Origin of the sequence: Streptomyces sp. NPDC088725, assembly GCF_044751305.1 — a bacterium.
Classification (GTDB): Bacteria; Actinomycetota; Actinomycetes; order Streptomycetales; family Streptomycetaceae; genus Streptomyces.
Genome location: NZ_JBIVLO010000002.1, coordinates 53,331 through 73,945, shown reverse-complemented (window position 1 = coordinate 73,945; position 20,615 = coordinate 53,331). Strand labels below are relative to the sequence as shown.

Sequence of the window (20,615 nt, the reverse complement as noted above, 5' to 3'; positions counted from 1 at the left end):
GGATCAGGGGGCGCCCCGGGCCGCGGGCACAGGGCCTGCGGCCCGGGGCGCGATGTCGGTGACTCACTCGGTGACTCACCGGCTCACCGCTCAACCGGGGCTGAGCCGGCGAGTCACCGAGCGGATCAGGCGGTTTCGCGGACCGCGCGGGCCAGCGTGCGCAGACCCTCGTCCAGCTCGTCGGGCGTGACGGTGAGCGGCGGAAGCAGCTTCACCACCTCGCTCCAGGGGCCGGAGGTCTCCAGGAGCAGGCCCAGCTCGAAGGCGCGGGCGCAGATGGCGGAGGCACGGGTCTTGTCGCTGAACTCCATGCCCCAGACCAGCCCACGGCCCCGGAACTCAATCCCCTGGCCCGGGTGTTCGGCGACGATCGCGTTCAGCGCCTGCTCCACCTGCTCGCCCCGGGCGATGGTCTGCTTCTCCATCTGACCGTCGGCCCAGTAGGTGTTGAGCGCGGCGGCCGCGGTGACGAAGGCCGGGTTGTTGCCACGGAACGTGCCGTTGTGCTCGCCCGGCTCCCAGATGTCCAGCTCCGGCTTGAACAGGCACAGCGACATAGGAAGTCCGTACCCGCTGATGGACTTCGAAAGCGTCACGATGTCCGGTGTGATGCCCGCCTCCTCGAAGGAGAAGAAGGCGCCGGTGCGGCCGCAGCCCATCTGGATGTCGTCGACGATCAGCAGCATGTCCTGGCGGTGGCAGAGAGCGGCCAGCTCGCGCAGCCACTCGGCACGCGCGACGTTGATGCCGCCCTCGCCCTGGATCGTCTCGACGATGACCGCCGCGGGCTTGTTCAGGCCCGAGCCCTGGTCCTCGAGCAGCCGCTCGAACCAGAGGAAGTCCGGGGTCTGACCGTCCAGGTAGTGGTCGAACGGCATCGGCGTGCCGTGCACCAGCGGGATGCCGGCCCCGGCGCGCTTGAACGCGTTGCCGGTGACGGCGAGCGAGCCGAGCGACATGCCGTGGAAGGCGTTGGTGAACGAGACGATGGCCTCGCGGCCCTTCACCTTGCGGGCCAGCTTGAGCGCGGACTCGACGGCGTTGGTGCCGGTCGGGCCGGGGAACATGACCTTGTACGGCAGGTCACGCGGGCGCAGGATCACATTCTGGAAGGACTCCAGAAAGGCGCGTTTCGCGGTCGTCGCCATGTCGAGGCCGTGGGTGATGCCGTCGCGCTCGATGTAGTCGATCAGCGCACGCTTCAGCACGGGGTTGTTGTGGCCGTAGTTGAGGGAGCCTGCACCGGCGAAGAAGTCGAGGTACGAGTGACCGTCCTCGTCGGTGAGACGGCTGCCCTGCGCGCGGTCGAACACGGCGGGCCAGCTCCGGCAGTAGCTGCGCACCTCGGACTCAAGGGTCTCGAAGACACTGAGGGCGGGCGGGGTGATGGTCACAGGAGTCTCCTGCCAGTGGGTGCGGGAAAGTGGGAGATCGGATCCGGTGGATCCGGAACGTCTGGGGGGCTGCCGGGGGCCTTGCGGCCCGCCGGAGCCGGGAAGCCCGGGAGCCTGCGGGCCCGGAACCCAGGGGCGGTGAAACCCGGAGAGTTCGCGAACGTGAAGCTCGGGAGCCTCGATGGCTCGGGGATGGTCAGGGAGTCTGGGGGGCGAGCGGGCCGATCCGGTACAGCACCTCGGGCTCGTGCCCGCCGTCGCCGGGGAAGAGACTGCCGTCGAAGAGAACCTCACGCTCCAGGGAAGCGCCGTGGCGGGCGGCGAACGCGGTGAACGTGCGGTCGGAGGCGATGTTGTCCGGGGTCACGGTCGTCTCGATCGCCGTGACTCCCAGCTCCCTGGTCACCCGGGCGGTCAGCTCGTCCAGCAGAGTGCCGGCGAGCCCCCGTCCGCGCTGGTCACGGTCGACGGCCACCTGCCAGACGACGAGCGCTTCCGGGCGCTCGGGCCTGATGTAGCCGGTGACGAAGGCGATCGGGTCTCCTCCCTCGTCGCGGGCGACGACGGACGTGGCGGCGAAGTCGCGACACCACAGCAGATAGCTGTACGAGGAGTTCAGGTCGAGTACCTCGGAATCGCGGGCAATACGCCAGATCGCGGCTCCGTCCTCCACTCGTGGGGCGTCTATCCCGAAGGGCCGGGTGAATTCGCCTCGGGCGCCTGCAAGGTCTGCTTGTGCGGCAGTCATGTAGATTAAATTTACCCAGCAAATACAAAAGATGCATCTCCGCCAGGGGTTGGGCAGAACGCAGGACTGTGTTATCGCGCGTGCGTGACACGGGGGTCATTCGCCAGTGATTAGATGCGATCTGTCCGGAAAATAACGGGCATAACGATGGCGCTTGTGGGGTCGGTCACATGTCCGTAACGCTGGTGGGACCCGTGTGAATTACTTCGATCGGCCCTGCGGAAACCCGTGGGTTTGGGGTTGTGAATAGCGGGAACAAGAAAGCGGGAAGCTGCCGCGACTAAAGCAACTTCCCGCTTTCTTCAATTCACGTATCCGCAATTGATGAGATACTACGGCCGCACCGGCGCCGTAAGACGGCTCTCCCGGGACCGAAACCTACGGCCGCAGTTCGCCGATCGCGGCGCCCAGCGCGGCGAGCGAAGCCCGTACGACATCGGGGTTCGCGTCGGCGCCGTAGTGGTTCACCCGGATCATCTCCGCGGCCAGGGCGCCGCCTCCCGCCACCAGCGGCAGCGACGGATCCGCGGCCAGCGCCTTCGCCACCACGGCTGTCGCGTCGACCCGGGCGGGTGTACGGAGCGTGGTGGCCACCGGAGCGGCGGCGGAGGCCTCGCGGACGAAGGGCTGCAGGCTGGCGGCGGCCGCGCCCGCCCGGGTGGCGGCGGCCGCGTCGGCGTGGCGCGCCATCACGGCGTCGAGCCCGTCCGCCTCGATGCGCTCCAGGCACGCCTCCAGCGCCAGCATCTCCAGCTGTGCGGGGGCGTGCGGCAGCGCCTTGCGGCCACCGTCGATCCACCGCTCCTTCCAGTCCAGCAGGGAGAGGTACGAGCGGCGGGGCGCCCGAGGATTGGCGGCAAGCCGCTCCCAGGCGTACGGGCTCACCGATACGGCGGAGACGCCCGCCGGGCCGCCCATCGCCTTCTGCCCGCCGATCACGCACAGGTCCACGCCCCACGCGTCGGGCAGCAGCGGCTCGGCGGCCACCGAGGCGACGGCGTCCAGCATGAAGAGCGCGCCGTGGGCCCGTACGACCTCGCCGATCTCGGCGACCGGGTTGGTGTTGCCGGTCGCCGCCTCCGCGTGGACCAGTGAGACGAAGTCGATCTCGGGGTGCGTGGCGAGCGCGCGCTCGACCTCTTCGGTGGCCACCGCGGTGTTGAACGGCGCCGACAGGTCTATGACCTTCACGCCGCTGTCGCGCAGCCAGTTGCCGAAGGTCTGCCCGTACGGGCCCGTCACCACGTTCAGCGCGGTCGAACCGGGCCTGGCGCCGCCCCGTATGCATCCCTCCAGGGGCAGCAGTGCCTCTCCCTGCATGACCACCACATCGTGCTCGGTGGCGAGGAGGGAGGCGACGCGCCGCTCGACGGCGGCGAAGTGCCCGGCGGTCAGTGGGGCCAGATCAAGGAGCGGGTGTGTCACGGCGCTGCTCTCTTCATGGACGTCTCGGCGGACGCGGGGGATGGGACGGCGGGGTCCGCTCCGGTCCGTTCCGGTGTGCGAACTCCCTGATCGAGGGTACTCACGGCCTCGTACAGTGCTGCCCATGAGCGATCACGCGGTGCTGCATGTGAAGGGGCGGATCCTTGTCGGCCCCGAGGAGATAAGGGACGAACTGTGGGTGGTGGGCGGCAGGATCACGTACGAACGCCCGGCCGGCGCCCGTGACATCGGGACCGTCAGCGGCGGCTGGGTGCTGCCCGGCCTGGTCGACGCGCACTGCCATGTCGGCCTCGACGGCCACGGCGCGGTCGACCCGGCGACCACCGAGAAGCAGGCGCTCGGCGACCGTGATGCGGGCGCGCTGCTCCTGCGGGACGCGGGATCGCCGGCGGACACGCGCTGGATCGACGACCGCGAGGACCTGCCGAAAATCATCAGGGCGGGCCGTCACATCGCCAGGACCCGCCGTTACATCCGCAACTACGCCCATGAGATCGAGCCGGAGGACCTGGTCGAGTACGTGGCGCGGGAGGCGCGACGCGGCGACGGCTGGGTCAAGTTGGTCGGCGACTGGATCGACCGCGAGGTCGGCGATCTGTCGGCCTGCTGGCCGCGCGAAGCGGCCCGGGCCGCCATCGCGGAGGCGCACCGGCTGGGCGCGCGGGTCACCGCGCACTGCTTCGCCGAAGTCGCCCTGCGCGAGCTGGTCGAGGCGGGTATCGACTGTATCGAGCACGCGACGGGACTGACCGAGGACACCATCCCGCTCTTCGCGGAGCGTGGCGTGGCGATCGTCCCGACGCTGGTCAACATCGCGACGTTCCCGAAGCTCGCGGCGCCCGCGGAAGCCAAGTTCCCCCGCTGGTCGGCGCATATGAACCGGCTGTACGAGCGCCGCTACGACACCGTACGGGCCGCGTACGACGCGGGCGTCCCCGTCTACGTCGGCACGGACGCGGGCGGGTCCCTGCCGCACGGTCTGGTGGCGGCGGAGGTCGCGGAGCTGGTGAAGGCCGGTATCCCGCCGGTGGAGGCGCTGTCGGCGACCGCGTGGGGCGCGCGCCGGTGGCTGGGGCGGCCGGTGCTGGAGGAAGGCGCGCCGGGCGATCTGGTGGTCTACGACGAGGATCCGCGGGCGGACGTACGGGTGTTGGCCGCGCCGCGGCGGATCGTCCTGGACGGACATGCGGTGAATTGACGGAGCGTGACGCGGGGGCGGGCCGGGTCGTTGAAGGTTTTCATGTGCTCCGGCGGTGAGTTGGCCGGGGTGCTGCCCGACCCTGGGGCAGGCGAGTGAACCGAAGGAACACATGTGTCACAAGAATCGAATTTGAGCCCGAAAACACCACTTTAGAGTGAACTCACCTCAGGTGTCCGCCGGTTCACTCTCCGTGCGTAAAGATTTCGGTGTCTCAGTCGCCACCGCCGCGTGTCCCCGTGTCGGCGGACCGGCGACGCCAAATCTCTTGTGGGGGTTCCACCATCTTGAACAGCAACACCTTCCGCATGCCCGCACGCCGTTGCGCCACCGTGGTGGCCTCGGCCGTGCTGACGGCAGGCCCCGTCCTCCTCGCCGCCCCGGCGCAGGCGAACGGCGGCGACGCGGGTGAGGGCAGGGCGAGCGCGGCCGTACTCAGGACCGGCCTCGACGTGTCCCTGCTCAACAAGACCGTCCACCTCCCGCTGAACGCCGAACTCAACGCCGTGCAGGCGCCCGCGAGCGCCGACAGGAGCGTGCTGAGCGTGGAGTTGGACGGAGTCGGCCAGGGCAGGCCCTTCACCGTGCTGAGCGCGGACGTGGCGACGGCGAAGGCGACGGCCGACGCGCACGGGGCGGCGGGCTCCACGCACCTCGCCCACGCGAGGCTGCACGTGCCCGGCCTGCCGCTGCTCTCGCTCATCGAGGTCGAGGAGGTCACGTCGAAGGCGGTCTGCGAGGCCGGGAAGCGGCCGACGGCGCAGGCGAACGTGCTCGGGCAGGTGACCGTACTGGGCAAGAAGGTCACCCTCTCGGCGAGCGGGCCGACGCGGGTGGACGTCCAGGGCGTGGGGCGGGTGACGCTCGACCTGTCCACGACACGGACGACCTCGCGCACGGCGGCGGCGACCGCGCTGGCACTGAAGGTGTCGGTGAACCCGCTCAAGCTGAATGTCGCCGAGGTGGAAGGCTCCGTCACGCTCGCCGAGGCGACCTGCCGTTCGCCGAAGCCGCAGGCCCCGGCGGAGCCGCAGGCCCCGGCACCCGCGCACCCTGACCACCAGGCCCAGTCGGCCGTCGAGCCCGTCGCCGCGCCGGCGGACGAGAGTCTGGCGGAGACGGGCGGCAGCTCCCTGACCCCGTACCTGGCGGGCGGCGCGGCGGCGCTGCTGGTGCTGGGCGGCGGCGCGACGGCCTGGGCGAGGTCGCGGGCGCGCCGCTGAGGCGGCGGCGGGCGGGGACGGCCGTGCGCGGCTTCTCCTCGCACGCCCTTCCCGTGCCGCCGGTCGCACAGATCTCGTCGTGGCTGTGAACGACCGGTGGCTGTGAACGACCGGCGGCTTGACTCGCCCGCGCGCCGCCCGCTTTGATCTCGGTTGCCTCCTCCGGGTGGCCCGAGCGGGGAAGCGGAGGTGTGCCGACTGTGGTGTCCAGGCAGCCGCTGGGGCGGCAGTTCGGCTGGCTCTGGGCGGCGTACGCGGTCAGTACGTTCGGCACGTGGCTCGCGTTCGACTCGTTCCCCCTGATCGCGATCCTCGTGCTGCACGCCGGGACGACCCAGGTGTCGGTGCTGGCGGCGGCCGGGCTCGCGGTCGGCGCGGTGGTGGCGGTGCCGCTCGGACCGTGGGTGGAATTCCGCCGCAAGCGGCCGGTGATGGCCGGCATGGACCTGATCCGGTTCGCCGCGCTGATGAGCGTCCCCGCCGCGTTCGCCCTGGGATGGCTCAGCTTCGCCCAGCTCGTCGTCGTGTCGGTCGTCGTCGGCGCGGCCGACATCGCCTTCACCTCGGCCACCGGGGCCTGTCTGAAGGCGCTCGTGCGGCCGGAGGACCTGCTCGTCGCGAACGGCAGGTTCGAGTCCACCACCTGGACCGCCACGGTCCTCGGACCGCCGCTCGGCGGGGCCGCGATCGGGATGTTCGGCCCGGTGCTGACCGTGGCGGCCAACGCCGTCAGCTACCTGCTCTCGGCGCTCGGGATCCGCGCGATCGGCGGCACGGAACCGCCACCCGCACGCTCCGGCGCACCACGGCTGCGCGCCGGCGACCTGCTCGACGGGTGGCGGTACATTCTGGCCAACTCCGCGCTGCGGCCGCTGTTCTTCCACGCGATCCTGGTCAACGGCCTGATCATGGCGAGCGCCCCCCTGCTCGCCGTCCTCATGCTGGGCCCCCTCGGGTTCGCACCCTGGCAGTACGGCCTCGCCTTCGCGGTGCCCTGCGCCGGCGGACTCCTCGGCGCACGACTGGCCCGGCCGCTCGTCGCACGGTTCGGGCAGCACACGGTCCTGCGCGCCGCGGGAACACTGCGCGTCTGCTGGCCGCTCGGCCTGGCCTTCATCGGCCCCGGCGCCGGCGGACTCGCGCTCGTCATGGCCGTCGAGTTCGGGCTCATCACCTGCTCGGCCGTGTTCAGCCCGGTACTCGCCACCCACCGGCTCGAACAGACCGGAACGGACCGCGTCGCCCGCACCCTGTCCGCGTGGTCGGTCAGCGGCAAGGCCGCCATCGCGGCCCTGACGGCGCTGTGGGGGCTGCTGGCCGGACTCACCACTCCGCGCACGGCGATCGCGATCGCGGGTCTCCTCATCCTGGCGGCCCCGCTCCTGCTCCCGCGCCGCGCCAACACGCCACACACCGAACCGGAACCGGCCGCGAGCCCCGTCTGACCCACCGCCACACGCGCATGACCGGGCGCCACGCCCCGCGCTTCCCCGCGGTCAGTCGCCCGCGGCCCCTGACGCCGCACGCGCATCAGGAAAGCGTCAGCACACGCCCTACCCGCCCACCGCCGTCAGCGCCTGGTCCAGCGCCTGGAGGAAGCTGTTCGTCGTCGGCCGGTCGCGCACCGCGAGCCGCAGCCAGTCGTGGCCCAGACCCGGGAACGTGTCTCCCCGTCTCGCCGCGAAACCCAGCGTCCGCAGCCGGGCGCGTACCGCGTCCGCGCGTGCCATGCGGATGAGGACGAACGGCGCCCGCGCGTCCGCCACCGTACGGACCTCCTCGAACTCCGCCAGGCCCGCCAGCAGATGCGCGCGTTCCACCGCGATCAGCCGCGCCGCCTCCTCCGCCTCCGCCAGCGCCTCGGGCGTCACGCACGCCTCCGCCGCCGCCAGCGCCGGTGTCGAGACCGGCCACAGCGGCTGAGCGCGCTCCAGCGCCTTCACCGTGTCGGGCTCGGCCAGTACATAACCGATCCGCAGGCCCGCCAGGCCCCAGGTCTTCGTGAGGCTGCGCAGCACCACAAGACCCGGCACGTCCGTCCGTCCTGCCAGCGCCTCCGGCTCGCCGGGGACGGCGTCCATGAACGCCTCGTCCACCACCAGCGTCCGCCCGGGGCGCGCCAGCCGTGCGATCGTCTCGGCGGGGTGCAGCACGGACGTCGGGTTGGTCGGATTGCCCAGGATCACCAGGTCCGCGTTGTCGGGCACCGCGTCCGGATCGAGCCGGAAGCCGTCCTCCGCGCGCAGCAGCACCCGGCGCACCTGGTGGCCCGCGTCCCGCAGCGCCGCCTCGGGCTCGGTGAACTGCGGATGGATCACGACGGGACCGCACGTGGGCAGCGCGCGGGCGAGCAGGACGAACGCCTCCGCCGCACCCGCCGTCAGCAGCACCCGCTCCACCGGCAGTCCGTGCCGCGCCGCGACCGCCGCCCGCGCCGCGCGCCCGTCCGGGTACGCGGCGAGACCGGTCAGCGAGTCCGCGATGCGCGCGCGCAGCCAGGCCGGGGGAGTGCCGGTACGGACATTGACCGCGAGATCGACCACCGGCGCGGCGCAGTCGCGCATCTCCGCGTCGCCGTGGTGGCGCAGGTCGTGGCCGTCAGCGTGCGTATACATGGTCTGTGTGGTCCACATGGCTGCCGCGGGTCACCGGACTCCCTCCGAACGCCACCGGTGGCCCCGGGGCTTCGCCGTGCGGCCCACTGTCACGTGTGAGGCCGCTGTTGTCTACCGTCACCGCTGACATCATGTCCATTCCGGTCACGCTCCTACCCCGCTCCTCCGCCACCGCACAGGTGACACGCGCGGCCCCGCCGTCCGGCGCCGACTTCCTCTTGGGGACGAGAAGTTCACCGCCGCCCGCGAGCGCGGCGGCCTCCGCCACCGACGGGGTTCCCGCCGCGGCGAGCGCCGCCGCCGACGGATGCGGCACCGCGATCCTGGCCAGCTGCGCCGCCGGATACGCCCGCAGCGGCACCCCCAGCAGCGCGGCGGCCCCCGCGATCCCCGGCTCACCGGCCTTCGTGTCGACGGTCGCCAGCGCGACGACGTCGCCCGGCGAGAGCCCGGCGCCGCGCAGCGAACGCCCGATCAGATCGAGCACCTCAGCCACCGGAATGCCCTTGCCCGCGCCGATTCCCACCACGACGCCTCGCGCGGCACCGAGCGCCGGATGTGCGGAAAGGGGCGCCGATGGACTAAGCAGGGGCCCATGGCGGTCTTCGTCGCGCTCGGCGCGTTCCTCATGACGCTGTTCGGCGGCTGGACGGCGCAGCGCGTCACCGACCGCCGCCATCTGGTCCTCGGCCTGGCCGGGGGCCTGATGCTCGGCGTGGTCGGCCTCGATCTGCTGCCCGAGGCGCTGGCCGCGGCGGGCGGCGAGGTCTTCGGCGTACCGCAGGCCCTGCTGCTGTTCGTCGGCGGATTTCTTATCGCTCATCTGGTCGAACGGCTGCTCGCGGCCCGTCAGGCGTCCCACGGCGGAGAGGAACACGGGGACCTGGCGAACGGCGGCCGGGTGCCCGAGGTGGGCCTGACCGCCGCCGCGGCCATGGTCGGGCACAGCGTGATGGACGGCATCGCGCTCGGCGCCGCGTTCCAGATCGGCAGCGGTCCGGGCGCGGCCGTGGCCCTGGCCGTCGTCGCCCACGACTTCGCGGACGGCTTCAACACGTACACGCTCACCAGCCTGTACGGGAACGACCGCCGCAGGGCCCTCGCGATGCTCGTCGCGGACGCCGTGGCGCCCGTGGTCGGCGCCGCGTCCACGCTGCTGTTCACCCTTCCGGCGGAAGCGCTCGGCAGCTACCTGGGCTTCTTCGGCGGCGCGTTGCTCTACCTCGCCGCGGCCGAGATCCTTCCCGAGGCGCATCACGACCACCCGGCGCGCTCCACTCTGCTGTGCACCGTCCTCGGCGTGGGGTTCGTCTGGCTGGTGGTGGGCTTCGCCGGCTGAGCGTCCGTACGGACGGACGCCCGGCCGGGAGACGTTCCGGCCCGTGCTCACCCCGCGCACCCTGCCACGAACCGTCGCGCCATTTCCGGCGCGGCCGCCCAGTGCGTATGCAGGTAACTGGCGTGCACACCGCCCCGGACGAAGCCCTCGAGCCGCCGCTCCGGATGCACCAGACCCCAGGCCGGCTCCGCGCCCGCCCCCGGCTCCAGCACCGTCCGGTGGAACTCGTGCCCCCGTACGCGCGTCCCGGCCGCCGCGAGCGCGCTGTCTCCCACCGCCACCGCCTCGCGGTAGCCCAGCGTCAGCCGCCCCGACATCCGTCCGTCGGCGTCGAGCACCCCGCACATCGGCTTCCCGTCCAGCGACCGCGCCAGATACAGCAGCCCCGCGCATTCGGCGGCCACCGGAGCGCCGGAGTACGCCAGCTCCGCCACCGCCTCGCGCAGCGGCTCGTTGGCGGACAGCTCGGGCGCGTACACCTCGGGGAAACCGCCGCCGATCACCAGGCCGCTCGTCCCCTCGGGCAGCCGCTCGTCCCGCAGCGGATCGAACGGCACGACCTCCGCGCCGGCCGCCGTCAGCAGCTCGGCGTGCTCCGCGTACGAGAAGGTGAACGCGGAACCGCCCGCCACCGCCACCACGGGACGGCGTCCACCGGCGACCGGCTCGGTCTCCGGCGACCAGGCCGTCGATTCCAGGGCGGGCGCGCTGCGCGCGAGCGCCAGCAGCGCTTCCAGGTCGCACCCCTCGCGCACCCGGACCGCCAGCTCCCGCATCGAGCCGAGCGCGTCCGCGTGCCGCTCGGCCACCGGCACGAGCCCGAGGTGGCGCGACGGCGTGCCGACCTGCTCGGTGCGGCGCAGCACGCCCATCACCGGCACGCCCGACTCGTCCAGCGCGTCCCGCAGCAGCCGCTCGTGCCGGTCGGAGGCGACCTTGTTGAGGATCACCCCGCCGATCCGCACCTCCGGGTCCCAGGACGCGAAGCCGTGCACCAGCGCCGCCACAGAACGGGACTGCGCCGAGGCGTCCACCACCAGAACGACCGGCGCCCGCAGCAGCTTCGACACCTGGGCGGTGGAGGCCAGTTCACCCTGGCCCGAGGCGCCGTCGTACAGGCCCATCACGCCCTCGACGATCGCCAGGTCGCATCCGGCCGCGCCGTGCGCGAACAGCGGCCCGATCAGCTCCGTCCCGCACATGTACGCGTCGAGATTGCGCCCCGGACGTACCCGGGTGCCGGTCGCGCCCGCCGACACCGCGAGCGCGTGATAGCCCGGATCGATGTAGTCGGGCCCGACCTTGTGCGGGGACACGGCGAGGCCGCGCTCCGAGAAGGCCGCCATCAGCCCCGTCGCCACCGTCGTCTTGCCGCTGCCCGAGGACGGCGCGGCGATGACCAGCCGCGGGACGTTCACCACTCGATGCCTCTCTGTCCCTTCTGGCCCGCGTCCATCGGATGCTTGACCTTCGTCATCTCGGTGACGAGGTCCGCGAAGTCCAGCAGCTCCTGCGGGGCGTTGCGTCCGGTGATCACCACGTGCTGGGTGCCGGGCCGCTCACGCAGCACCTCGATCACCTCGGCGGTGTCCACCCAGCCCCAGTGCAGCGGATACATGAACTCGTCGAGGACGTACAGCCGGTGGGTCTCCGCCGCCAGGTCGCGCTTGACCTGCTCCCAGCCCTCGCGCGCCGCCTCCTCGTTGGAGAGCTGGCTGTCGCGCTGCACCCAGGACCAGCCCTCGCCCATCTTGTGCCAGGCCACGGAGCCGCCTTCGCCGCTCGCCCCCAGCACCTTGAGCGCCTGCTCCTCGCCGACCTTCCACTTCGCCGACTTGACGAACTGGAACACCCCGATCGGCCACCCCTGCGTCCACGCGCGCAGTGCCAGCCCGAAGGCGGCGGTCGACTTGCCCTTGCCGGTGCCCGTGTGGACGAGCACCAGCGGCCGGTTGCGGCGCTGGCGCGTCGTCAGTCCGTCGTCCGGTACGGATTCCGGCTGTCCCTGCGGCATTACGCGGCCCTCCTGGGTCCGTTGCTCACCTGTTGTACGTCCCTGACCAGACCGGCGATGCTGTCGGCGCGCAGCTCGTCGAGCGTGATGGCGGTGCCCTCCAGATCGGTGGCGAGCGTGCCCGCCAGACCGAGCCGTACGGGACCCGACTCGCAGTCCACGACGACCGAGGCCGTGCCCTCCGAGGCGTGCAGCCGGGCCGCGCGCGTGGCGAGCGCCAGCGGATCGGGGCCGCCCGTCGCCCGGCCGTCGGTCACGACCACCAGGAGCGGACGGCGTGCGGGATCCCGCATCCGCTCCACCCGCAGGACGTCGTGGGCCTTGAGCAGCCCGGCGGCGAGCGGGGTGCGCCCGCCCGTCGGCAGCGACTCCAGCCGGGACGCGGCCGCGTCCACCGAGGAGGTCGGCGGCAGCGCCACTGCCGCCTCCTTGCCCCGGAAGGTGACCAGACCGACCTTGTCGCGCCGCTGGTACGCGTCGAGCAGCAGCGAGAGCACCGCGCCCTTGACAGCGCTCATCCGCCGCCTCGCCGCCATCGACCCGGACGCGTCGACCACGAACAGCACGAGGTTGCCCTCCCGGCCTTCCCGGGTCGCCTGCCGCAGGTCGCTTCTGCGAACCAGCAGACCGGGGCCGCTGCGGCCGCGTTCCCGCTGGTGCGGCGCGGCGGCCTGCACGGTCGCCGCCAGGTGCAGCCTGGTCAGCGTGCCCTGCGGCGGCCTGGAGCCGGTCGTCCTGCCGTGTTCGGTGCGCGCCCGGGAGCGGCGGCCCGCCGCGCCCTCGCCCAGACCCGGGACGCTGAGCATCTTCGTACGGAACGGTTCCGAGGCCCCGACGGCGGTCTGCTCACCGGCACCGGCGGCGGCCGGTCGCGGCTGTTCGCCGGGCTGCTGGTCCCCGGACTGCTGCGGCTCGGCCGGCGCGTCGTCCTGACGGCTGTTGTCCTGACCGTTCTCCGACGGTCCGGATTCGGACTCCCGAGGTGCCTCGGAACCGGTGTCGGGCCCCGCCGGGGAGTCCCCGGGACCGCCCTGCGGCGGCTGCCCGCCGCCGGGCCCGTCGGGGTCGGGCTCCGGGTCGTCGTCGCCCCTGAACTCGTCCAGCGTGTCGTCCAGCTTGCTCTCGTCCAGGCCCGGCGCGTCGAACGGGTTGCGGCGCCGCCGGTGCGGCAGCGCGAGCAGCGCGGCCTGCCGGACGTCCTCCGCGAGCACGTCGGTACGCCCCGCCCACGCGGCGAGCGCCGTCGCGGTCCTGGCCATGACGATGTCCGCGCGCATCCCGTCCACCTCGAACGCGGCGCAGGTCGCGGCGATCTGCAACAGCGCGGAGTCCCCGAGCCGCACCTCGGGCAGCAGGGCGCGCGCGGTGATGATCCGCTCGCGCAGCTCCGTCTCCTCCCGCGCCCAGCGCCCGGCGAAGCCCGCCGGATCGTCGTCGTACGCGAGCCGCCGCCGTACGACCTCCACCCGCAGCTCGGGCTCGCGCGAGGCGGCGACCTCGACGGTCAGCCCGAAGCGGTCGAGCAACTGCGGCCGCAGTTCGCCCTCTTCGGGGTTCATTGTGCCGACGAGCAGGAAACGCGCGGCATGCCGTACGGAGACGCCCTCGCGCTCCACGTACGAGGCGCCCATGGCGGCCGCGTCCAGCAGCAGGTCCACGAGGTGGTCGTGCAGCAGGTTGACCTCGTCGACGTACAGCACCCCGCGGTGCGCGTCCGCGAGCAGTCCGGGCTCGAAGGACTTCACGCCCTCCGACAGCGCCCGTTCGATGTCCAGCGCCCCGACGAGCCGGTCCTCGGAGGCGCCGACGGGCAGCTCGACCATCCGCGCGGGCCTGGACGTGCCCGGCCCGGGCGCGTGCGGGCCGTCCGGGCACTGCGGATCGGGCGCGCCGGGGTGGCAGCTGAACCGGCACCCGGCGACGACGTCCACCTCGGGCAGCAACGCCGAGAGCGCCCGTACGGCCGTGCTCTTGGCGGTCCCCTTCTCGCCCCGTACGAGAACGCCGCCCACGGCGGGACTGACCGCGTTGAGCAGCAGGGCCAGTCGCAGATCGTCCATTCCCACCACGGCGGTGAACGGAAAGGGGGTGCTCATATACGAAACGCTCCTTCGAGTGGTTTGAGGCGACGTGCCGTGACCGGGGCCGCGCCCTCACAAGGCCGTAGCGGGGTCCCTCCGCCGGTCACGGTGCCCCCGGCGGAATGAACGGCAGCTCTCCCGGAGCCCCTTCCTCGATCAGCCGCCATAGCGCGTCCGTGTCCGCGTGCTCCTCGATCAGATCGCCGAGCAGATCGAGCTGTTCCTCCCGGAGCGCGCCGAAACTCGTGTCCGGGGCGGGCACGAAACGCCGCCCCGCGGCCCGCGCCACCTCCGCCAGGAAGCGCCGCCGGAATCCGTCGCTCTCCAGCGCGCCGTGCCAGTGCGTACCCCACACGGCGTCCACCCGGCAGCCGTCCAGCGCCTGCCCCCGCTCGTCGGTGACGAAGGGGGCGCCTCCCCGTACGTCCGCGACCCCGTGGTGGATCTCGTACCCCTCCACCGGCTCGCCCAGCGCGACCCCCACCGGTCTGCTCAGCGTCTTCTCGCGCGCGAACCGCACGCGTACGGGCAGCAGTCCGAGCGCGGCCACCGCGCCCGCGCGCGACTCGACCTCGTCGTCGATGTGCTCGCCGAGGACCTGGTAGCCGCCGCAGATGCCCAGCACCGGCCGGCCCTCGGCCGCCCGCCGCGCGAGCGCGTCCGCGAGCCCGCGCTCCCGCAGCCACGCCAGCGCCCTGACCGTGCCGCGCGTGCCGGGCACGACGACGAGGTCCGCGTCCGCCAGTTCCTCCGCCCGGTCCACGAACCGCACGACCACGCCCGGTTCGGCCGCCAGCGCGTCGACGTCCGTGAAGTTGGACATGAGCGGCACGGCGCAGACCGCGACCCGCAGGACGTCCTCCCCGAAGGGGGCCGAGACCGCGGACTCGCGCACCGCGCCGCGCAGCGAGACGCGCAGCCCGTCCTCCTCGTCGATCCCGAGGCCGTGGCGGAACGGCAGTACGCCGAAGGTCCCGCGCCCGGTCAGCCCGCGCAGCATCTCCAGGCCCGGTTCCAGCAGTGACACGTCACCGCGGAACTTGTTGACGAGATATCCGGCGATCAGCGCCTGGTCCTCGGGGCTCAGCAGTGCCGTCGTACCGAAGAACGACGCGAAGACACCGCCCCGGTCGATGTCCCCGACCACGACCACCGGCAGCCGCGCGGCCCGCGCGATGCCCATGTTGACGATGTCGGTGCGGCGCAGATTGATCTCGGCCGGGCTGCCCGCCCCCTCGCAGATCACGGCGTCGTACGTGCCGCGCAGCGTCTCCAGGCACTCCAGTACGGGTCCGAGCAGCGCTTCCTGGCGGCCTCCGTGATAGCCCTTCGCGCTCAGCTCGCCCACCGGGCGTCCCATCAGCACCACCTGGCTGCTGCGGTCGCTGCCGGGCTTGAGCAGGACGGGGTTCATCAGCGCGGTCGGCTCCACCCGGGCGGCCTGCGCCTGCATCGCCTGGGCTCGTCCGATCTCCGCGCCCTCGCGCGTCACGAACGAGTTGAGCGACATGTTCTGTCCCTTGAAGGGCGCGACTCTGATGCCCCGGCGTACCAGCCAGCGGCAGATGCCCGCCGTGACGACGCTCTTGCCCGCGTCCGAGGTGGTCCCCGCGATCAGCAGCCCACCGCCCAGTCCGCCCGCGCTCATCGGCGTCCTCTCCCCGAAGCCCGATTCCCTGAAACCCGGATTCCCGCGGCCCGTCGCCCCGAGGCCCGGCGCGCCGCGCCGTACGCGAAGCGCCCGCCGACGCAGGCCGCCAGTGCGAGCGCCGTCACCCGCTGCGACAACCGCACCGCACGTTCGATGTCCGCGACCTCGACGGGCCGCCCTCCGGCGTTCAGCACCGGCCGGTGCTCGGTCCGTCCGCCGTACGCGAGTGTCCCGCCGAGCCGTACGCCCAGCGCGCCCGCGAACGACGCCTCCACCGGGCCCGCGTTGGGGCTCGGGTGCCGGTGCGCGTCGCGCCGTACCGCCCGCAGCGCCCCGCGCGGATCGCCGCCCGCCACCGCGGCGAGCGCGGCGGTCAGCCGGGCGCCCGGCCAGCCGGCGACGTCGTCGAGCCGTGCGGAGGCCCAGCCGAAACGGCGGTACACGGGCGACTTGTGACCCACCATCGCGTCCAGCGTGTTCACCGCCCGGAATCCGGCCAGCCCCGGCACCCCGGCGACGGCGCCCCACACCAGCGCGCCCACCACGGCGTCGGACGTGTTCTCTGCGACGGACTCCACGACGGCGCGCGCGATCTGCTGCCCGTCCAGCGCCTGCGGATCGCGCCCGCACAGATGCGGCAGCCGCTCGCGGGCCGCGTCGATGTCCCCGGTTTCGAGCGCCGCGCCGATGGTCCGCGCCTCGCGCCCCAGCGATGTCCCCCCGACGACGGCCCACGTGGCGGTGGCGGTCAGGGCAAAGGAAGCGGCGGGGCGGTGCCGTACGGCGCTGGCGGCGAGCGCCGCGAGCCCGGCGGCGCCTCCGGCGCAGACCGCCGTGTGCAGCGCGCCCCACCCGCGGTGATCGCGCCTCAGGACCCCTTCGACGGCCCCTGCGGCCCGCCCGAAGGCGGCGACGGGATGCCCGCGGCGCGGATCACCGAACAGCAGATCGCCGAGAAGGCCCGCGGCGGCGCCGTACGCGAAGACCCGCTCGGCGGCAGAACCGCAGCCAGGCATGGCGACATGTCCTCACTCAGGGTCCGCGCCCCGGCTCGACGTGATGCGGCGGCGAGAGTTCCTGGCTCCTGGAGCTGACGCGTCCAGTGACAGTGGCGGGACCGCGCCGGAATCGCACCGGCTTCCTCTTCATACCGTCGTAAATGGCCCCGGCAGTGCACCACGCTGCGAGAACGCCCGTCAACCCGCCCCTGACCTGGGACGGGGCAGTGTGCGAAGACCCACATCACGGACAGGACGGGCGGCGGGCCGGTGCGGTGACGAACGACCGGAGGGCCGGCGGTCGGGTGACCGCCGGCCCTCCGGTGAGGGGATCAGGCGACGATGAGCCAGATCCCGTAGGCCACCGCCGCCGCGCACGCCGCGAAGCAGGCGTACGCGCCGGTCGTCGCGGCCGTGGACCCTTGCTTGGAAAGGCCCACGACCCCGAGGGTGAACAGGCCCACGAGACCGACGGTGGCCACGAGGCTGACGCCGAAGACGGAGGCGAGCGCTGCCCAGTCGATGTTCATGCTGTTGCGTCCTTAGGCCGTGGGGCGGGCCGGCTCACCGGCGAGGGCGGGGATGGTGGCCGAGAGCGACCGGCTGACGGTGAGTGGGGTCTCGGCGGAGCCGTCGAGACCGAAGGTCCTGACGACGCTCTCGTCGACGACGTCGGAGGCATCGACAGGACGGCGGCGCGAGACGAGCCAGATCGCGCCCGAGGCGGCGACGAGCAGCACCGCGGCGGCCGTGACCCCCCAGGTGCCCTGCTCGGTCAGGAACTCGGCCCCGGCACCGACCAGACCGGCGGCGGGCAGGGTCAGGCACCAGGCGACGCCCATGCGGCCCGCGGTCGACCAGTGCACCACCCCGCCCTTGCGGCCCAGGCCCGCGCCCATCACGGAGCCGGAGCAGGCCTGTGTGGTGGAGAGCGAGAAACCCAGGTGCGAGGAGGCCAGGATGACGGTCGCCGCGCCGGTCTGCGCCGCGAAGCCCTGCTGCGGCCTCAGCTCGGTGAGACCGGAACCCATGGTGCGGATGATGCGCCAGCCGCCGAGGTACGTGCCGAGCGCGATCGCCGTGCCCGCCGTGACGATGACCCACAGCGGAGGGTTGGCTCCCGGCGCGAGGACCCCGCCGGTGACCAGGGCGAGGGTGATGACCCCCATGGTCTTCTGCGCGTCGTTGGTGCCGTGGGCGAGCGAGACGAGAGCGGCGGAGGCGATCTGCCCGGCCCGGAAGCCCTTCGCGGTGGCCTTCTCGTCCGTACGGCTGCCGATCCGGTACGTCAGGCGCGTGGCGAAGTACGCCGCGACACCGGCGACGACGGGCGCGGCGACCGCGGGGATCAGCACCTTCGTGACGACCACCTCACCGTTGACACCCGAGGAGCCGACCGACATCAGGGTGGCGCCGATGAGGCCGCCGAAGAGCGCGTGGGACGAACTTGACGGCAGACCGAGCAGCCAGGTGCCGAGATTCCACAGGATCGCGCCGACCAGCGCCGCGAAGATCACTTCTGTGCGGATGCCCTCTTCGTTGATGAGCCCGCCGGAGATGGTCTTGGCCACCTCCACGGACAGGAACGCCCCGACGAGATTGAGGACCGCGGACATGGCCACCGCGATCTTGGGACGGAGAGCGCCGGTGGAGATGGTCGTTGCCATGGCGTTGGCGGTGTCGTGGAAACCATTGGTGAAGTCAAACGCGAGAGCTGTGACGATCACGATCGCGAGCAGCAGCGTGAGGTGTTCCATTTACCCAGTCAATCGCTCGATGTCGGGGGCCTGTTCGACCGTAAGAAGGGCCGGTGAACGCAAGATGAACAGCGTGGGTCGCCGCAGTGGATCGCGTGGGGGGGCTGTTGCTGGGGTGTCCGCCCGCGGATCAAGGGCAGTCCCGGCACGGCACGCCGTCCACCTGGCAGGATGCGCGGCATGACTGATCCGGGGCGGCAAGAAGCGATCGAACGGGCCTGGCGGGAGCTGGTGGCCACCGCATGCAGAACGGCGGCCGACGGCCTGGTCGTCGGCACGTCGGGCAATGTGTCGGTGCGCTCCGGCGACCTCGTTCTCGTCACGCCGAGCGGAGTGCCGTACGACCGGCTCGCCGAGGAGGAGCCGGTCGCGGTCGACCTGAATGGACGCCAGGTGCTCGGCGACCTCGTCCCCACCAGCGAACTGCCGTTGCATCTGGAAATCTATCGCCGCACAGACGCGGCAGCCGTGGTCCACACGCATGCGGTCCACGCCACCGCCGTCTCCACGCTCGTGCCCGAACTCCCCCTGATCCACTACATGTCGGCGATGTTCGGCGGACCGGTCAGGGTGGCCGAGTACGCGACGTACGGCACGCCGGAACTCGCCGCGAACATGTGGGAAGCCCTGTGCGACCGCACAGGATGCCTCCTCCGCAACCACGGCACGGTCACCTACGGAAACAGCCTGGACCAGGCCTGCGACCGCACGGCGCAACTGGAATGGATGTGCCGCCTCTGGCTCACCGCCAGCTCCGTACCCGGCCGCGAACCGACGCTGCTCTCGACGGCGCAGGTGGACGAGGTGGCCCGCAAGCTCACCGGCTACGGGCAGCGACCCTGAGCCGTCCGCGTCATCCGACTGGCCATCCCCACTGGCCCTCCCCGTACGGCGTGCTGACACTGGGACAGTGCGCCCGGCTAACGCGACGGCAGCAGCCGTCACCACGATGATCGGTCTCGGTGCGGCAGCTGTCGCGGCCGGCCGGTACGCCAGCGACGCCGCGCTCAGGCCGGCGCCGGGCCAGGCCCTGCCGGGCGACCCACGGCTCACCGTGCACGCGACGGCGGCGGGCCGCGTCACCCTCACCCGCACGCTCGCGTCCCTGCGCCCCGGCACGTACGGGCTGACGGGCCACGGTGTGCACGCCGTCGTCGGAGGCGTGCTGGAAGGAGAGGCGCGCACCGCGCACACCGTCGTACGCAGGCTGGAACGCGTCAGCCACGGCACCCTCGCCCCCGGCACCCGCGTACGGCTCACCCCGCAGGTCCACAGCGGCGACCCGTTCACCGCCCTCGGCCTCGACCACCGCGACGTCGAGATCCCGGGCGAACAGGGCGCCCTGCCCGCCTGGTTCCTCCCCGGCTCGCGGCGGACCTGGGTCCTCACCGCGCACGGGCTCGGCACGACCCGCGAGCACCCCATGAACGTCATGAGGTTCCTGGCCGGCTACGGACTGCCCGTACTCGACCTCGCCTACCGGGGCGACCAGGGCGCCCCCAGGCCCCGGGACGGCATCAGCCACCTCGGGGACGCCGAATGGCGCGACCTGGACGCCGCGATCGGCTACGCCGTACGCCACGGCGCCGAACGCGTCGTCCTGTACGGCTGGTCCACCGGCGCCTCCATGGCGCTGCACGCCGCCGCGGACTCCACCCTGCGCGAACGGATCTGCGGAATCGTCCTCGACTCGCCCGTACTCGACTGGGAAACCACCCTGCGCGCCCTCGCCACCGCCCGCCGCACCCCCGCCGCCCTGCTGCCGCTCGCCGTCAGGGCGGCCCAGGGCAGAACGGGACTGGGCGGCCACCGGCTGCTCCGGGCCGCGAACCCGCGCGACCTCCGTGTCCCGACCCTGATCGCGCACGGGCCCGACGACCGGATCGCGCCGTGGGGCCCGTCCCGCGAACTCGCCGCGCTCCGGCCGGAACTGGTCACGCTGCACACCGTTCCGCTCGCCCCGCACGCCGCGATGTGGAATGCCGGACCCGCCCGCTACGAGGAAGAGCTGCGCCGTTTCCTCACCCCCCTGATGTAGCGGCCTGGACAGCGCTTTTCCCTGCTGCCGGTCCCCGCAACACCCCGCGCGCGGCCCCGCGGTGCAGGTGTCCGCCGCCGCTCCCATACCAAAAAAACGGGTTCCGTTTGGGC

Annotated in this window: 18 protein-coding genes and 1 riboswitch; of the genes, 6 read left to right on the top strand and 12 right to left on the bottom strand. The window is 72.6% G+C overall.

Going from position 1 to position 20,615, the window contains the following annotated elements:
• Positions 1-125 precede the first annotated feature (125 nt).
• From ectB to ACIP6N_RS04220, 3 genes are all read right to left on the bottom strand, one after another.
• Positions 126-1,394, bottom strand: coding sequence for a diaminobutyrate--2-oxoglutarate transaminase (ectB, locus tag ACIP6N_RS04230; protein ID WP_401812756.1), 1,269 nt, complete (start codon positions 1,392-1,394; stop codon positions 126-128).
• Positions 1,395-1,590: 196 nt separating this feature from the next.
• The gene (gene ectA, locus ACIP6N_RS04225; protein WP_401812754.1) at positions 1,591-2,142 is read right to left on the bottom strand and encodes a diaminobutyrate acetyltransferase; all 552 of its coding nucleotides are present in this window, start codon (positions 2,140-2,142) and stop codon (positions 1,591-1,593) included.
• 378 nt (positions 2,143-2,520) lie between these two features.
• Entirely contained in the window at positions 2,521-3,567 is a 1,047-nt protein-coding gene (locus tag ACIP6N_RS04220) for a pyridoxal-phosphate-dependent aminotransferase family protein (protein WP_401812753.1), read from the bottom strand.
• A 124-nt stretch (positions 3,568-3,691) separates the two neighbouring features.
• Between ACIP6N_RS04220 and ACIP6N_RS04215 the strand changes: the two genes are divergently transcribed.
• From ACIP6N_RS04215 to ACIP6N_RS04205, 3 genes are all read left to right on the top strand, one after another.
• Positions 3,692-4,786 (top strand): amidohydrolase family protein, encoded by a 1,095-nt coding sequence (locus ACIP6N_RS04215; RefSeq protein ID WP_401812752.1) that lies wholly within the window; start codon positions 3,692-3,694, stop codon positions 4,784-4,786.
• A 287-nt stretch (positions 4,787-5,073) separates the two neighbouring features.
• A complete protein-coding gene (locus ACIP6N_RS04210; protein WP_401812751.1) occupies positions 5,074-6,009 on the top strand; it encodes an SCO1860 family LAETG-anchored protein in 936 nt (311 codons plus the stop codon).
• Between the two features lie 200 nt (positions 6,010-6,209).
• Complete coding sequence (locus ACIP6N_RS04205; protein WP_401813484.1) at positions 6,210-7,454, top strand: MFS transporter; 1,245 nt, start codon at positions 6,210-6,212, stop codon at positions 7,452-7,454.
• A 108-nt stretch (positions 7,455-7,562) separates the two neighbouring features.
• Here the strand turns inward: ACIP6N_RS04205 and cobC are convergent, their stop codons facing one another.
• A complete protein-coding gene (gene cobC, locus ACIP6N_RS04200) occupies positions 7,563-8,624 on the bottom strand; it encodes an Rv2231c family pyridoxal phosphate-dependent protein CobC (RefSeq protein WP_401812749.1) in 1,062 nt (353 codons plus the stop codon).
• Entirely contained in the window at positions 8,608-9,153 is a 546-nt protein-coding gene (locus ACIP6N_RS04195; RefSeq protein ID WP_401812748.1) for a cobalamin biosynthesis protein, read from the bottom strand. Before ACIP6N_RS04195 ends, cobC begins: the two co-directional genes overlap by 17 nt.
• A 66-nt stretch (positions 9,154-9,219) precedes the next feature.
• Between ACIP6N_RS04195 and ACIP6N_RS04190 the strand changes: the two genes are divergently transcribed.
• Complete coding sequence (locus tag ACIP6N_RS04190; RefSeq protein WP_401812747.1) at positions 9,220-9,963, top strand: ZIP family metal transporter; 744 nt, start codon at positions 9,220-9,222, stop codon at positions 9,961-9,963.
• A 47-nt stretch (positions 9,964-10,010) separates the two neighbouring features.
• Here the strand turns inward: ACIP6N_RS04190 and ACIP6N_RS04185 are convergent, their stop codons facing one another.
• The 7 genes from ACIP6N_RS04185 to ACIP6N_RS04155 form a co-directional block, all read right to left on the bottom strand.
• Positions 10,011-11,384: a cobyrinate a,c-diamide synthase gene (locus ACIP6N_RS04185; protein ID WP_401812745.1), complete on the bottom strand. Its 1,374-nt coding sequence runs from the start codon at positions 11,382-11,384 to the stop codon at positions 10,011-10,013.
• Positions 11,378-11,977, bottom strand: coding sequence for a cob(I)yrinic acid a,c-diamide adenosyltransferase (cobO, locus tag ACIP6N_RS04180; RefSeq protein WP_401812743.1), 600 nt, complete (start codon positions 11,975-11,977; stop codon positions 11,378-11,380). The genes ACIP6N_RS04185 and cobO overlap by 7 nt, the downstream gene beginning before the upstream one ends.
• Positions 11,977-14,073: a putative cobaltochelatase gene (locus ACIP6N_RS04175; protein ID WP_401812742.1), complete on the bottom strand. Its 2,097-nt coding sequence runs from the start codon at positions 14,071-14,073 to the stop codon at positions 11,977-11,979. Before ACIP6N_RS04175 ends, cobO begins: the two co-directional genes overlap by 1 nt.
• 88 nt (positions 14,074-14,161) lie before the next feature.
• Complete coding sequence (locus ACIP6N_RS04170) at positions 14,162-15,691, bottom strand: cobyric acid synthase (protein ID WP_401813483.1); 1,530 nt, start codon at positions 15,689-15,691, stop codon at positions 14,162-14,164.
• 11 nt (positions 15,692-15,702) lie between these two features.
• Positions 15,703-16,725, bottom strand: coding sequence for a cobalamin biosynthesis protein (locus ACIP6N_RS04165; RefSeq protein WP_401812740.1), 1,023 nt, complete (start codon positions 16,723-16,725; stop codon positions 15,703-15,705).
• A 32-nt stretch (positions 16,726-16,757) separates the two neighbouring features.
• A riboswitch (cobalamin riboswitch) is annotated at positions 16,758-16,894 on the bottom strand.
• A gap of 145 nt (positions 16,895-17,039) precedes the next feature.
• Positions 17,040-17,237: a hypothetical protein gene (locus ACIP6N_RS04160; protein WP_401812739.1), complete on the bottom strand. Its 198-nt coding sequence runs from the start codon at positions 17,235-17,237 to the stop codon at positions 17,040-17,042.
• 12 nt (positions 17,238-17,249) lie between these two features.
• Positions 17,250-18,464, bottom strand: coding sequence for an anion permease (locus tag ACIP6N_RS04155; protein WP_401812737.1), 1,215 nt, complete (start codon positions 18,462-18,464; stop codon positions 17,250-17,252).
• A 180-nt stretch (positions 18,465-18,644) separates the two neighbouring features.
• Here ACIP6N_RS04155 and ACIP6N_RS04150 point away from each other — a divergent pair, with 180 nt between their 5' ends.
• The gene (locus ACIP6N_RS04150; RefSeq protein ID WP_401812736.1) at positions 18,645-19,307 is read left to right on the top strand and encodes a class II aldolase/adducin family protein; all 663 of its coding nucleotides are present in this window, start codon (positions 18,645-18,647) and stop codon (positions 19,305-19,307) included.
• Positions 19,308-19,374: 67 nt separating this feature from the next.
• Entirely contained in the window at positions 19,375-20,502 is a 1,128-nt protein-coding gene (locus tag ACIP6N_RS04145; RefSeq protein ID WP_401812734.1) for an alpha/beta hydrolase, read from the top strand.
• The last annotated feature ends 113 nt before the right edge of the window (positions 20,503-20,615 follow it).